This window comes from Pseudoalteromonas sp. 2CM28B (assembly GCF_023161935.1).
Genome location: NZ_JALNTH010000038.1, coordinates 51165 through 65357, shown reverse-complemented (window position 1 = coordinate 65357; position 14193 = coordinate 51165). Strand labels below are relative to the sequence as shown.

Below are 14193 nucleotides of genomic sequence, written 5' to 3'. Positions count from 1 at the left end.
TGAATATTGGGTACCCATGGCACACCTCCTGAACTTATAGTTTAGTAAAGGTGGTGCACTTCGACCTTGAATCTGGCCAATATAGTAAGAAATATATGGTTAGATTTATATGTTGATTTGAGATGTTGAGTGGTAATGGAGATGTTTGAGTTTATATACTTAAGCTTTTTATAATAATCTTATGGCCAATAAGAAACTTCAGGCACAATAAAAGCTCAGCAAAGCTAAGTGACATACTATTTATTTAATGGATTTTATTAGGCTAATAATTTTTTACTATTTGAATAGCTAGGCCTTCGCTTAATAGCTTGATGTTTACAATAACTATCTAATGAACTTACACGCCCCACTGCTCCATGAAAAACATTGCCAAATTCGGTTGTAAGTTTTAACCAGTTCTTTGGCGCTATACTCAAACGTATCAATAATTCAGGTTTTGAATGCGCAATAAAGCCTATTTTATCAGCGCGAATACATCGACCTGTTAATTCAACTAACTCTAAATACGTTTTTAATTCGAATGGTAAACCTTTTGGCATGTATTTTTTAGACTTTCCTGCAAAGCGTAATAACTGTTTTGGCTGCTTAACTTTTAACGCCTGGTTGCTTTTAAGTGCAATTGATTTTATGCGTTGTTTTACGCTCGTAAAGTGCGAATCCTCAGGTGTTTCAGCCGCTTTGGCGCGTATTGGATTTAAATCTACATATGCCATGCACGCCAACAAAGCAGCTTCATCTAGTAACGCTTGAGATTTAAATCGTCCTTCCCAAAATCGCCCTGTGCAGCCATCTTCTTTGTTAGCTCGCCTCGCAATATTTTCGTTCAATGCTCGCATAAACCAGCTAATACTACTTAAGCGTTCTCGATACAGCTTTAGGCTCTCGTTTAAAAACCAACGTTCGGTAGCCGATAACTTCTCACCGCGTATAAATTTATGCGTGATAGCGGTGCCTTTAAAAAGCTTGTGCCAACGAATTGCTATCGCTTTGTCGTTTAACCTATTAGCTTTTTTATCATCTACATACAACACAATATGTGTATGATTACTCATAACTGCGTATGCACAAACATCTATACAAAATACCTTTGCAAGGCTGATAAGCTTATCCTCTACCCACCCTCTTCTATGCGCGTAATTTTGTCCTGTAAAAGGGTCTTCACCACACAAATATGCCCGGCGAACACAGCGTGAAATACAGTGATAATATTTTGTATCTGCCAAACTTATTTGGCGCTTACGAGCAATAGCCATAACACAACCCTGTTCATTATTTAAGCTAAAGCGTAGTCCGAGCTTGTGTTTTATACAACTATTTTGATGGGTGTCATAGTTATATTTTAAATGGGTGTCATCATTATTTTAATAATAATTTTCATACTTATTTACTAGAAAATGGGATTTTTAAAGGGATGTGGTGGTGTATTCCCAATAAAGTATTAACTTGTTATTTACAAGTAATGCTATAGTTAGTTATATCGTTTTAGGTGTTGATTCAGTAAAAAAATAAATGACGAACAATATAATAATAAAAATCAATATGGTGTGGTTTCGCTTTTTTGCGCTCCTGTTATTTTTACTAACAAGTAGTGCTACATTTGCCAATAGCTCTTCACTAACTTCATCTGATATAAAATCAATCCAAAGCCTGCTTAGTGATATTAAAGCCGACAAGCTAGATTACCTTTTACACCAAAAACAACTAACCCACGCTTATAATGTCACTAAACATACAAAGCATAAACAGTTGCACCTTGAAGCGGCTGCATTATATTCAGAGCTACTTTTTCGACAAGAACAATACACCGCGCTAAGTACCCATTTGCTAATGTATTTAAAGAGTACTGAGCTTGTAACATATAAAAACAGTCACCTACTATTTTTAGAGGCTCAGCTTAAGCTTTTCGCAATTAACAAAGAATTAAGTAATGCGCAATCGCTTGCTAATCAACTGCAAACGCAGGTAAAACAGCTTTCTCCTAACGAACAAATCATTGTTTTTCGGGCTATAGCCTATTACTACACCGAAACCGACGAACTTAAAAAAACGCTAAGTGCGGCGTTAACAGGTTTAGAGCTTGCTATAAAGGAAGAAGACATAGCCTCGCAGGGCTACTTTTTTAGAAAAATTGCCGACGCTTACAACTACCTCTACAAAGATGATAAAGAAAAAGCCATTTACTATGCCCAAAAAGCGGTAGATGCCTACGAGCAAACAAGCGACGGCCTATTTACTGCTAAAGCTTATTGGAGTTTAGGAAACGTATTACTTGAGGTCGGTCAGCCTAAAAACGCGCTTGTATACTTAAATAAAGCGCTGGCTTATTTTAGCAAAGTTAATATGAAAAAAGGTTTAGCCTTCGCTCAATATTCTATTGCAAATATTCAATACCTGCAGGGTAATTACGATACAGCTTTAATGCTTACAAACAAAAATATTGCACTTGCAAGCTCTGCCGGCATTAATGACATGCATTTAGCATCAATGATTTTATTATCAGACATCTACACAAAACAAAATTTATTAAATAAAGCCAACCAGGTAAACGACAAAGTATTTTTAAACCTAGATAAATTTAGCCGCAGCATTTATAAGGCTGATTTTTTAAGCAAACGCTATAAATTAAAGCGCCAGCTTAACTTCACTGAAGATGCATTTAAAGCTATTGAAGATGAGCTTGCTTATACAATAAAACACTACGAAGCCACCAGCGAAACCAATATAAAAACCTTACAAGTTAAATTTGAAGTAAAAGAAAAAGAAGACAAAATTTTACAGCTAGAATACGAAAAAGACATAAACAAACTGCAGGCAACAGAAGAACACCAGCAAAAAATAATTTGGCGCTTAAGTGCCTCAATTGCCTTTATTTTAGTCATCGTGTCGTTATTTTTATTTTACCGCCAAATGCGCCAACGTAAAAAATACCATGCTATAGCATTAACCGACTACCTAACTAACAGCTTAAACCGACGTGGCATTTTGCAAAAAGCAAATGAGTGTTTATCCCAGCAGAGCCTAGCAATAGCCATCGTTGATTTAGATTACTTTAAAGCTATTAACGACAAATATGGCCACGATATAGGAGATTTAGTACTTATAAAATTTGCTCAAGCAGCAAAAGACACACTAAGTACTAACGATAAGTTTGGCCGCTATGGCGGCGAAGAGTGGCTATTTGTTTTAAAAACGCAAAATCGCGATAAAATAAACAACTTTTTTGAAAATCTTGAAAATAAGTTAGCGCAGTACTGTAGTCATATTGAGGCATTGCCAAGTAAAACACACGTTACCTTTAGTGCTGGCGTGGCAATAAGTAATGCTAAAAGCGACTCACTTAGCGAGCTAATTAAACGTGCAGACCAACAACTCTATAAAGCAAAAGAAAATGGTAGAAACCAAATAGCAATCGCGTAAATATACGTTATTAGTCACCTTCAATAATCATTTGCTTTATTTTTATCGCTTTTTCAAAGTGATCTAACTTATGGGTGTGTATCCACCACGTAGCGGCTTGCATCAGCAGCTCTGGATTGTCGTTTTTATTTGCAAAAAAAGCGTAAAAAGAAAGGCCTACGTTTTCGCCTTTGGCTGCTATTTTTTTATCGCACACAGCTATAATTTTTGCTTTTAGTTCTTCCTGCATACATACCTTATTTAATTGTATTTTAATTATCTAAATATAGCGTTTAAAAAACTAACAATTAGCTGTAAAAGACTTCTATCAACAATACTATGATTCTCAAACTCTTTATTAGGCGTATTTACTTTTGTAGCTTTGCATTCATTATCTAGCGGCTCATTTTTATGTATATTGGTTTCATAAGCTATATCAGCTTGCTCCATACATTGTACAGAGCCCGCATAAGGCTTTGCCGCACAGCCAGTTAAAAATATACACAATGAAAATACAATTAAAAACGCTTTCATATTCAATCCTATTTTACGCACCCTTGTACTTTAAATTATAGCTGTAAGTTTGCTTACTTAGGCGGCTATTAAAACAATTAGATCAATAAAAAACACACCAACTTCATCAAAAAAAGTGTCGCCTTTAGCATCCTTTTTTATTTGAGTGCTTACACATTCATTGTAAACCTCTGAGCTTGTTTTAGCGCCATTTAGCTCAGTTATTTCTGCCTCTTGTATGCATACACGTCGTTCAGAATGCTCGGCTGTACTACATGCACTTAATAACGCGCACAGTAATAATGCTGTAGTGGGGCTTTTTAAGTTCATCCTTAAACTATCCTAATATCTAAAGTTTTATAAAAATATAGGTAAGGCAAGTATGTACATCTTGTACCCAAATAATGCGCTACTTTACCACCTCAATAAAATACCCAACCAGTAAAAATATGTAAGCTTATGTAGCGTCAAAAGCAATCACTTCTTTTAATCTGAAAAAATTGCAGCTGTTTATGTGTAAAAGTTACAGAGCAACGCCATCTAAACCAGCCAAAAGTACATTAAAGTCAATTATATCAACACATTAAAATTTGGCACTGCGCTTGCTTTTAAAAGTTTATAAAGCAATTACAGCAAGGAAAGAGTTATGAATATTTTTGAAGCGCTACGTCACGACCACGATAAACAACGCGAGTTAGTAGATGCCCTTATTCAAACGCACGGCGATACGCAGCAGCGCCACAAGCTAATGGACGAACTAAAAACCGAATTAGAAGATCACGCAAAATTTGAAGAGCGTTATTTTTATAACCCACTCATGTTTGACGATTTAACGCACGAAAAAGCACGCCACAGTGTTGCTGAACACCATGAAATTGACGAATTAATAGAACAACTTGAAGACACCGAAATGAGCTCATCTGCTTGGTTAGTTGCAGCTAAAAAATTGCACCATTTAGTGCATCATCATTTAAGTGAAGAAGAACATGAAGTATTTCAATTAGCGGGTAAAGCCCTAACCGAAGGACAAAAAGAAAGCCTAGCTAAACAGTATAACGATGCCATGCATTAGTTATTAATTAAACCGACTTCCATACACTCCCTTGTGTACTTATTGGTTATAAGCCGTATGGCTTATAACCATTTTTTTGCAGCGCTACTTAATGGTAAATTTAACGTCTTGCTCGCGTAACACATACAGTGCAAAACACGCTGCCCACATTGGCCACGCTGTAAAAAACAATAAGTTATTAAAGCCATCAATATACTGATTATAAGATGAAAGCGTAGAAAGGCCGTGCATTACAAATATAACGCCATAAGTAAGGCGCTTTTTAATACCCACTAAAAAAGCCAACACTAAAATAAGCTGTAACGCCCCCAGTACATAAGCAACCACATCTGTAGAGCCGCTAATACCATAAAAATGCTCAAAAATTCGAGCGCTATGCCCAGGGTTAACAAACTTATCAAACGTCCACATAATCATTACAATAAATACGCCTAGGCGTAGCGAAAAAAGCGACCACTGCAAACGATTTTGAAAGTCAGTACCTGTTGTACCAGTCATAAAATTTCCTTAAAACTAAATAATTTAATGTTGAAACTAGCAAGACCGCTCAACACATATTTTATTTCATCTTAATGTATAATTTTTTAATAAATTCTGTGCCCTGCTTTGCGTTTGTTTGCGTATAAAACCGCTATTTATAAATTACGACCTTATCATGGCAATAACTAACTACAGTATTTGTAAAACAAAAACATAGTGCCTAAAACTGAATAACGCTTTTGAGCAATGTGCTAAACTTTTAACGTTTCATTCTAAAAAACAAAAAGAATTAATATTTATTGAAAGTTATTCACAAAGCTGCAGGTCTTTATTGCCACATTCACACTAACCAAAATGAGAACCCTTTTGAAACATTCATATTTGGCACTTTTTATAGCCGCTTCACTCACACCTAATTTTTATGCTCATGCGGCACAATCTGCAGCTAATACCGACTCAATTGAACGTATTGAAGTAGCAGGCCAAACGATTAAATCTCAAGGGCTTTCTGTAAAAGATGCCACTATTAACGGCCCCTTCGGCGACAACCTTGCGCTGCAAGACATAGCACGCTCAGTAACGCCTATTTCAAGCGAGTTAATAGAGCAACTAAATATTACTACTCTACAAGACGTACTAGCAGTGAGCCCAAACACTTACTCTGCAAGTGGCTTTGGTGCACCCAGTTTACCTACTATTCGTGGCCAGCTAGGTGAGCTTTTTCAAGATGGTACACGTCGCCAAGCAGGTAATAATGGCTTTGGCGTGCCGTTATCGTTCAATTCTGTAGAACAAATAGATGTAGTAAAAGGCGCACCGCCGGTTTTATTTGGCTCAAGCCAACGTAACGGTGGTTTTGTAAATTTACACTCAAAGACTGCCTCTACAGATGAAAGTAAAGGTAAAGTTAAACTCTCAGCGGGGCGATGGGATCAATACAGTGCGCAAGTAGATTACACTGCCCCCATTATAAAAGATAAAGTGGGGCTTAGAGTAAGTTACGAGCACCTCGATGAAGGCAGCTACTACGATTACTCAGGCACTAAAAGCGACAGTTTATTTGCAGCACTACGCATATTGCCCGATGATAAAAGCAGTTGGGATATTAACTTTGAGTTATACCAAGTTGAATTTACCGACAACGCCGGTATTAACCGCCCTACCCAAGCCTTAATTGATGATGGCCTTTATATTACCGGCCAAGGCGTGCAAGCCAATGGCAGTACCGTACCTGCAGCGGGTTCAATTGTATCGCCTACTGGGCAAGTAAAAATAGATCGCAGCACCGTACTTACCGACCCTGATAACCAAAACGAAGCAACCACTTATTTAATTCACAGCATTTATAAGCGTGAGCTAAGTGCTAATGCCTCACTTAAAAACATTACGTATTTTCAGCATTTACAGCGTGAAGAAATAGCCCAAAACAGCTTTGTAGAAATTATAGACGGCGCCGATACAGCGCAAAACCGCACTGAGCTTACCTACCGTTGGAATAGTGACCAGCAAACAATTTTTGCTTTTGACGTACGCTACAATAAAGTCCTCGGCTACAGCCAATTTACTACCGAGGCCGATTTACCAATTGATTTAACTGGCCCACTTTCAAACCGCCGCATTCCCTTAACCGATGCACAAAAAGCACGTTTAGTAGAGCTAAGCCCAGGTGTGTTTGTATCGCCTGGTGGTCAATACGATTTAGATAACGATGGCAGCGGCGACTTTAACTTATCAGACACCACCGACTCACGTTCATGGCAAACGGGGTTTGCTATTCAGCAAGACTCAGATTGGGGCGATAAATTTCATACCAGTGTGGGTTACCGCATTGATTTTTACGATGTAGAAGCAAACGACCCTATTGCACCACAAGGTCAAGTTGCCGCAAGCGACAGCATTAACGAAATACTGCATTCTGGCCAAGTTAGCTTTAATTACAAATTAAATAGTGATTACACCACCTATGGTGCAGCAAGTTATAACGAAGCCACATCAAACAGTATGGCGGGCGGTACATCACTTGGCGGCGATAACACAATTAGCGCACAAAATTTTGCAACCGAAAACACCTTAGTCGAGTTTGGCTTAAAGTACGCCCCAACCAATAGCGACTGGTACGCTGATGGCGCGGTATTTAGCCAGCGCCGTAGTTTACGTAATCGCGACGGCAGCAATACAGGTATTCGTACTACAGGTTTTGAAAGCCAAATATTTTACGATGCCTACCCTTATTGGCTAAGTGCGGGTTACAGCTACATAGACGCTCGTTACGACAATTCTGCAAGCAGTCAAGATTCTGCTCAAGTAATCGATGCATTTGATAATTCGCGCCCAGACATTATTGCAGGTACCGGCGTTGGCGCACCAAGTTTTACCGCGTTTGCACCTTCAAACCGCCAAGTTCAGGGCATTCCTGAGCAATCGTTCAGTTTTAACGGAAATTATTCAATTAATTCGAAATGGCAAATGGGTTTTTCAGGTCTATATACAAAGAGTTACCCATTAGACTTTTTGGCAACAGTTAAAATTCGTGATCAATACACGCTAAACGTTAATACTAGCTACGCATTTACGCCTAGGACTAAGTTGCGATTAGATGTAAACAATGTCACTAATCAAAAAAACTGGCGCCCAGTATTTGAAGGGGGTTACTTTGGTGCAACATTGGCATTCCCTGAACTGCCAATAAACGCAAAATTAACACTAACCCATAATTTTTAAGAGCGGTTGAGAGAACATGATTAAAAAACTATTTTTGGTATTGATTGCAGCAGCGGCTATAGGCTTGTTCTTTCACTTTAATTTACACCAGTTACTTACGCTTGAAGGATTAAAAGGCTCGATGGATCAATTTAGCCAATATAAAGAGCAATCGCCATTATTGGTTTTTGGTGGCTTCTTTTTATTATACGTAGTGGTAACGGCTCTCTCATTACCGGGGGCGGCTATATTAACACTGGCCGCAGGTGCATTATTTGGCTTAGTTGAAGGTTTATTGGTTGCCTCTTTTGCCTCTACGGTAGGTGCTACGCTTGCCTTTTTAGTATCGCGTTACTTACTACGCGATACAATTAAACAACGTTTTCCTGAGCGCTTAGACGCTATTGACGCAGGCGTTGAAAAAGAAGGTGGCTTTTACTTATTTACGCTTAGATTAGTGCCCGTATTTCCGTTCTTTTTAATTAACTTATTGATGGGTGTTACCGCAATTAAAGCATGGACCTTTTACTGGGTAAGCCAAATAGGCATGCTGGCGGGTACATTTGTATTTGTAAACGCAGGTACGCAACTTGCGCAAATTGAGAGCTTATCAGGCATTTTATCGCTCGATCTTATTTTATCGTTCGCTTTATTGGGTGTGTTCCCTTTCATTGCTAAAGGAATCTTAAACGTGTTTAAAAAACGTCGCGTATACAAAAACTACACTAAACCTAAAAAGTTCGACCGCAACATGATTGTTATTGGTGCAGGTGCTGGCGGCTTAGTGACAAGCTACATTGCAGCAGCAGTTAAAGCCAAAGTAACCCTAATTGAAGCCGGCGAAATGGGTGGCGACTGTTTAAACTACGGGTGTGTGCCAAGTAAAGCTGTTATTAAAAGCGCTAAAATTGCAGAGCAAATTCGCCACGGTGAACACTATGGCTTAGAAAACATGGCACCGCAGTTTTCGTTTAAAAAAGTAATGGCACGTGTACACCAAGTAATTGCCGACATCGCCCCGCACGACAGCGTTGAGCGCTACACAAACCTAGGCGTAGATGTAGTAAAAGGCTACGGTAAATTATTAGACCCGTGGACTGTAGAAATTAAGCTTAACGACGGTGGCACGCAAACGTTAACGGCTCGCACGATTGTTATTGCCACAGGCGCACGCCCATTTGTACCGCCACTTCCTGGTATTGAAGAAACAGGCTATGTAACAAGCGATACTTTATGGACTAAATTTGCTGAACTTGAAGAAGCCCCTAAAAAGCTTGTTGTACTTGGCGGCGGCCCAATTGGTAGCGAACTTGCACAAAGTTTTGCACGCTTAGGCTCAAATGTTACGCAAATTGAAATGGCAGAGCGTATTATGATCAAAGAAGACCTAGAAGTGTCTACCTTTGCTCACGAAGCGCTTATTGAGAGCGGCGTAAACATTTTAACATCGCATCAGGCACTGCGCTGTGAAGCGCGCGACGGTAAAAAATTCATTGTGGTAAAGCATAATGATACCGAAATCGATATTGAATACGATGAGCTACTATGTGCTGTGGGCCGAAGCGCGCGCCTTAAAGGTTACGGCCTTGAAGAACTTGGCATAGAAACTAACCGCACTGTAGTCACTAACGAATACCTTGAAACGCTTTACCCTAACATTTTTGCCGCTGGCGATATTGTAGGTCCGTATCAGTTTACGCACGTAGCCGCTCATCAGGGTTGGTACGCAGCAGTAAATGGCTTATTTGGTAATCTTAAAAAGTTTAAAGTAGATTACCGTGTTATTCCGTGGACCACATTTATTGACCCAGAAGTAGCACGTGTTGGTTTAAACGAGCAAGATGCTATTGATAAAGGCATAGATTATGAAATCACTCGCTTTGAATTTGAAGAGCTAGACCGCGCCATTACCGACAGCGCCACAAAAGGCTTTATTAAAGTAATTACACCAAAAGGCAAAGACAAAATACTCGGTGTTACTGTGGTTTCTGAGCACGCTGGCGATTTAATAGCTGAGTTTGTACTGGCAATGAAACACGGTTTAGGCCTTAACAAAATACTGGGCACTATTCACAGCTACCCTACATGGGCTGAAGGTAATAAGTACGCGGCGGGTGAGTGGAAACGCGCTCACGCACCTGAAAAAGTACTTAACATGCTTGAAAAATACCACACATGGCGCAGAGGCTAATATGTTTAAAACACCTTTAAAAGCGCTATTGTTAGGTAGTGCTTTGCTTGCAACATCGTTTGCAACGTCATTTTCGGCCCAAGCTAAAAATATGCACGAGGGCTGGAACGCATTATTAAACAACCATGTTGTAGCTATTGATCATGGCCACAGCACTGAGGTTGATTATTCAGCAATAAAAGCTAAGCACAGCGAGCTTAAAAGCTATTTAGATTCACTATCGGCTGTTACACAAAATGAGTTTGATACATGGGAAAAACCTAAGCAGCTGGCGTTTTTAATTAACGCATATAACGCCTTTACTGTTGAGCTAATATTAACAAAATACCCAAACCTTAAGTCAATTAAAGATTTAGGCAGTTTTTTTAGCTCACCATGGAGCAAAGAGTTTGTGCCATTACTTGGTAAAACGCGCAGCCTTGATGATATAGAGCATGGTTTAGTACGTGGCAGTGGTAAATACAACGACCCACGTATTCACTTTGCTGTAAATTGCGCAAGTATTGGCTGCCCAGCACTACGTGAAGAAGCCTACACAGCCACTGATTTAGAAAGCCAATTGCAAGCGCAAACGGTGCGTTTTTTATCAGATACAACCCGCAATATAGCGCAAGATAACACGCTAAATGTGTCTTCAATATTTAAGTGGTATGGCGAGGATTTTGAACAAGGTTTTAAAGGCGCCAACACATTGCAGCAGTTTTTTTTGAAATACCCTAAAGCACTAAAACTGGTACCCTCTCAGCAAAAAGCGCTTAAAAATAACGACATGAAAGTTAAGTTTTTAGACTACAACTGGGATTTAAATGCTCGCCAATAAATGTTGGCAAACATTATCGCGATACAGCTTTTGCTGTGTCGCGTTTTGCATTTGCCTTGTTATTAGCTTCAAAAGCCTAGCAAGTACACAATTACAAAGCCGTTGGCAGCAAATAGAAAGCTTAGGTAAAAACCAAAGCGTATATTTTTATGCGTGGGGCGGCGATGCGCAAATAAATGCATATATTCAATGGGCTGCGCAGCAAGTAAAAGCTAAATACAACATTAACTTAGTCCATGTAAAACTCAGTGATACCAGCGAAGCCGTTAGCCGCGTACTTGCCGAAAAATCAGCAAACAATAACGATAAAGGCAGCGTAGATTTAATTTGGATAAACGGTGCTAACTTTGCCACCATGAGCGAGCACTCATTATTACTTAAACAATGGGCTAATAAACTGCCTAATTTTAGCTACACCGACCCTAGCAATAACCCCGCTGTTAATTTTGATTTTGGAATACCCACCAACGGGATGGAAGCTCCTTGGGGCCAAGCATCGCTCACCTTTTACTACGACAGTTTAGCAATTGACGGCACTGCAAATAACACACTACCAACAACCCTAAACCAATTACTTAGCTGGAGCGCACAAAATCCAGGGCGCTTTAGCTACCCAAAGCCGCCTGACTTTTTAGGCATGAGCTTTTTAAAATACGCGCTTGTTATGCTACATCAACAAAGTGATCACACACTTAAAGCACAGTTAAATCAGCCAGCTACTGCACAAAACACAGCCCAAGTATTAAACCCATTATGGGACTTTTTAAATAAGCTGCACCCAACACTTTGGCGCGGCGGGAAACACTTTATGCAAAGTGGCGCACAAATGCGCCGTTTAGTAGGCGACACCGAGCTAAGCATAGCGTTTACGTTTTCAGCACCCGAAGTACCCGCCGCCGTTAAACGTTATGATTTACCTAAAAGTATTCGCAGTTATGCAATGCAAGATGGCAGTTTAAGTAACACCCACTTTGTAGCCATACCTTATAATGCAAGCCACCAGCAAAGTGCGCAGTTAGTGGCTAATTTTTTATTAAGTCCAGAGGCGCAAGCTCAAAAACAAAAAGCGCCTATATGGGGCGATAAAAGCGTACTTATTCAATCAACGCTAACACCACAGCAACAAGCCTTATTTAAAACAACGCAACCGCATCCAAGTGCCCTGCCTTTAAATAGTATTAAACGCACGCTAAGTGAGCCTCACCCAAGCTGGGTAAATGCTATTTTGCAAGGTTGGCAAACGCGTTTTGGAGTAAGCCAATGAGTGTTGTTTCAAATAAGTTAGCAGCAAGCCCAACGCTTAAACCACATAAAAGCGCCGATATGTTTAGTAAATTAGTTACATTAAGCCCACGATTTTTACTGGCATTGCTTATTTTACCTGTAATAGGCGGCTTAATTAGTGTGCTATTGCCCGCTTTTGGTTATGCGCCGGTACTTGATCACACAACACTTGCCCTACATGGCTTTACTATGCTCATGCAAACACCCGGCCTAACACGCATGGTTATGCTTAGTGTTGGCAGCGGATTAATAAGTACCTTACTAGCCTTTACCATTACATTAATGATTTTAGCGGCATTTTTTAATAGCCCGTGGCTTAACCGTATTCAGCGTTTATTGAGTCCCATACTGGTAATTCCTCACGCGGCAGCGGCTATAGCGGTTGGTTTTTTAATTGCGCCTTCGGGAATGATCTCGCGCTTAGTATCGCCTTGGTTTAGTGGGTGGGAACTTGCGCCTAACGGACTGTTTCCGCATGACGCGTTTGGAATTAGTATAATTTTAGGCTTAACCCTCAAAGAGCTGCCTTTTTTACTGTTAATGGCGCTAGGTGTGCTTGCCCAACCTGAGCTTGGCAAAAAACTGCGCCAACAACATAAAGTAGCGCTTAATTTAGGCTACTGCCCTATGACTGCTTTTTTTAAAGTAGTATTACCAAGTCTTTACCCATTGCTGCGCCTACCCATTTTAGCCGTATTGGCTTATGCCAGTGCAAGTGTAGAAATGCCACTTATTTTGGGGCCAAATACACCACCCACATTAGCTGTAGCTATCATGCACTGGTTTAACGATGTAGATTTAAACCTGCGTATTAAAGCCTCTGCGGGGGCATTATTGCAGCTTGTACTTACTGGCGGTTTGCTAGCACTTTGGCTTGGCGGCGAAAAAGCGATAAAAGCATTATTTAGTGATTTACTGACCAATGGCGAGCGAGAATATGGCGGCGTTTATTGGCAAAAAATAACAACCGTATTAACAGTATTTGTAATTGGCTTTATTTTGCTTTCATTAATTGGCTTAATTATGTGGTCGGTTGCCGGATTTTGGCGTTTTCCGGCGGCACTGCCCGAGCAGCTCACGCTACTTCACTTTAAAAGTGCGCTAATGCAAATGCAAAGCCCGCTTTTTAATACCCTTGCTATAGGGCTAGTAACTACGTTATTTGCCATTATTATTACGCTTTTGTGCTTAGAGTCAGAGCAGTTAAGTGCCAAACCCATGTCGCGCTTTACCAGCTTAATTATTTATTTACCGCTGCTTGTACCAAGTATTGCGTTTTTATTTGGGCTAGTGTGGCTGCAACAACTAGTAAATAACCAGGCCGCGTTTTTTAATGTGGTATTTACCCATTTATTGTTTGTACTACCGTATGTTTTTTTATCGCTTGCGAGCAGTTACAGGCGCTTAGACCCTCGCTTTGCTCATGTAGCAGCAAGCCTTGGCGCAACGCCCTGCAAAGTGTTTTTACAAGTAAAACTACCCCAGTTGTTTGCTCCTATTTTAATTGCGGCGGCACTTGGTTTAGCCATTAGCTTTGGCCAATACCTCCCCACGCTTTTAGCCGGTGGCGGGCGCATAGCAACCATAACAACCGAAGCGGTTACCCTTGCTAATGGCGCAAGTAGGCGCACCAGTGCGGTGTATGCCATTATGCAAATGGCATTGCCACTCATTGGCTTTATACTGGCGTGGGTGTTACCTAAGTACTTTTTTAAAAGCGCCCATCGCTAACCCATA

General features: G+C 40.1%; 12 protein-coding genes. 7 read left to right on the top strand and 5 right to left on the bottom strand.

Features of this window, described 5'->3' with window-relative positions:
* Positions 1 to 257: 257 nt before the first annotated feature.
* On the bottom strand, positions 258 to 1253 hold the full coding sequence (locus tag MTN96_RS30370) for a transposase (RefSeq protein WP_248533916.1): 996 nt from the start codon (positions 1251 to 1253) through the stop codon (positions 258 to 260).
* A gap of 256 nt (positions 1254 to 1509) precedes the next feature.
* Between MTN96_RS30370 and MTN96_RS30365 the strand changes: the two genes are divergently transcribed.
* A complete protein-coding gene (locus tag MTN96_RS30365) occupies positions 1510 to 3417 on the top strand; it encodes a tetratricopeptide repeat-containing diguanylate cyclase (protein ID WP_248533914.1) in 1908 nt (635 codons plus the stop codon).
* 10 nt (positions 3418 to 3427) lie between these two features.
* Here the strand turns inward: MTN96_RS30365 and MTN96_RS30360 are convergent, their stop codons facing one another.
* The 3 genes from MTN96_RS30360 to MTN96_RS30350 are packed head-to-tail and all read right to left on the bottom strand — an operon-like array spanning position 3428 to position 4239.
* Complete coding sequence (locus tag MTN96_RS30360) at positions 3428 to 3646, bottom strand: DUF6500 family protein (RefSeq protein ID WP_004589592.1); 219 nt, start codon at positions 3644 to 3646, stop codon at positions 3428 to 3430.
* Between the two features lie 26 nt (positions 3647 to 3672).
* Positions 3673 to 3930 (bottom strand): hypothetical protein, encoded by a 258-nt coding sequence (locus tag MTN96_RS30355; RefSeq protein ID WP_248533912.1) that lies wholly within the window; start codon positions 3928 to 3930, stop codon positions 3673 to 3675.
* A gap of 57 nt (positions 3931 to 3987) precedes the next feature.
* Positions 3988 to 4239 carry a hypothetical protein gene (locus MTN96_RS30350; RefSeq protein ID WP_248533909.1) on the bottom strand — a complete coding sequence of 84 codons (252 nt, stop codon included), beginning with the start codon at positions 4237 to 4239 and terminating at the stop codon, positions 3988 to 3990.
* Between the two features lie 316 nt (positions 4240 to 4555).
* On the opposite strand from MTN96_RS30350, the gene MTN96_RS30345 reads away from it, so the two are divergent.
* On the top strand, positions 4556 to 4981 hold the full coding sequence (locus MTN96_RS30345; protein ID WP_004589589.1) for a hemerythrin domain-containing protein: 426 nt from the start codon (positions 4556 to 4558) through the stop codon (positions 4979 to 4981).
* A gap of 84 nt (positions 4982 to 5065) precedes the next feature.
* On the opposite strand, the gene MTN96_RS30340 is transcribed toward MTN96_RS30345, so the two are convergent.
* Positions 5066 to 5479, bottom strand: a complete 414-nt coding sequence (locus tag MTN96_RS30340; RefSeq protein WP_064387061.1) for a hypothetical protein — start codon at positions 5477 to 5479, stop codon at positions 5066 to 5068.
* A gap of 348 nt (positions 5480 to 5827) precedes the next feature.
* Between MTN96_RS30340 and MTN96_RS30335 the strand changes: the two genes are divergently transcribed.
* Genes MTN96_RS30335 through MTN96_RS30315 form a run of 5 tightly spaced genes read left to right on the top strand, consistent with a single transcriptional unit; the run spans position 5828 to position 14187 of the window.
* Entirely contained in the window at positions 5828 to 8182 is a 2355-nt protein-coding gene (locus MTN96_RS30335) for a TonB-dependent siderophore receptor (RefSeq protein ID WP_248533907.1), read from the top strand.
* A gap of 16 nt (positions 8183 to 8198) precedes the next feature.
* Complete coding sequence (locus MTN96_RS30330; RefSeq protein WP_248533905.1) at positions 8199 to 10352, top strand: FAD-dependent oxidoreductase; 2154 nt, start codon at positions 8199 to 8201, stop codon at positions 10350 to 10352.
* A 1-nt stretch (position 10353) separates the two neighbouring features.
* Positions 10354 to 11172 carry a DUF547 domain-containing protein gene (locus tag MTN96_RS30325; RefSeq protein ID WP_248533903.1) on the top strand — a complete coding sequence of 273 codons (819 nt, stop codon included), beginning with the start codon at positions 10354 to 10356 and terminating at the stop codon, positions 11170 to 11172.
* On the top strand, positions 11159 to 12436 hold the full coding sequence (locus MTN96_RS30320; protein WP_248533901.1) for an ABC transporter substrate-binding protein: 1278 nt from the start codon (positions 11159 to 11161) through the stop codon (positions 12434 to 12436). The genes MTN96_RS30325 and MTN96_RS30320 overlap by 14 nt, the downstream gene beginning before the upstream one ends.
* Positions 12433 to 14187: an ABC transporter permease gene (locus MTN96_RS30315; protein ID WP_248533899.1), complete on the top strand. Its 1755-nt coding sequence runs from the start codon at positions 12433 to 12435 to the stop codon at positions 14185 to 14187. Before MTN96_RS30320 ends, MTN96_RS30315 begins: the two co-directional genes overlap by 4 nt.
* The last annotated feature ends 6 nt before the right edge of the window (positions 14188 to 14193 follow it).

Excerpts from the sequence above, each read along its gene's own strand:
- MTN96_RS30370 (WP_248533916.1), bottom strand. The coding sequence starts at position 1,253 with ATGGCTATTGCTCGTAAGCGCCAAATAAGTTTGGCAGATACAAAATAT.
- MTN96_RS30365 (WP_248533914.1), top strand. The coding sequence starts at position 1,510 with ATGACGAACAATATAATAATAAAAATCAATATGGTGTGGTTTCGCTTT.
- MTN96_RS30360 (WP_004589592.1), bottom strand. The coding sequence starts at position 3,646 with ATGCAGGAAGAACTAAAAGCAAAAATTATAGCTGTGTGCGATAAAAAA.
- MTN96_RS30355 (WP_248533912.1), bottom strand. The coding sequence starts at position 3,930 with ATGAAAGCGTTTTTAATTGTATTTTCATTGTGTATATTTTTAACTGGC.
- MTN96_RS30350 (WP_248533909.1), bottom strand. The coding sequence starts at position 4,239 with ATGAACTTAAAAAGCCCCACTACAGCATTATTACTGTGCGCGTTATTA.
- MTN96_RS30345 (WP_004589589.1), top strand. The coding sequence starts at position 4,556 with ATGAATATTTTTGAAGCGCTACGTCACGACCACGATAAACAACGCGAG.
- MTN96_RS30340 (WP_064387061.1), bottom strand. The coding sequence starts at position 5,479 with ATGACTGGTACAACAGGTACTGACTTTCAAAATCGTTTGCAGTGGTCG.
- MTN96_RS30330 (WP_248533905.1), top strand. The coding sequence starts at position 8,199 with ATGATTAAAAAACTATTTTTGGTATTGATTGCAGCAGCGGCTATAGGC.
- MTN96_RS30325 (WP_248533903.1), top strand. The coding sequence starts at position 10,354 with ATGTTTAAAACACCTTTAAAAGCGCTATTGTTAGGTAGTGCTTTGCTT.
- MTN96_RS30320 (WP_248533901.1), top strand. The coding sequence starts at position 11,159 with ATGCTCGCCAATAAATGTTGGCAAACATTATCGCGATACAGCTTTTGC.
- MTN96_RS30315 (WP_248533899.1), top strand. The coding sequence starts at position 12,433 with ATGAGTGTTGTTTCAAATAAGTTAGCAGCAAGCCCAACGCTTAAACCA.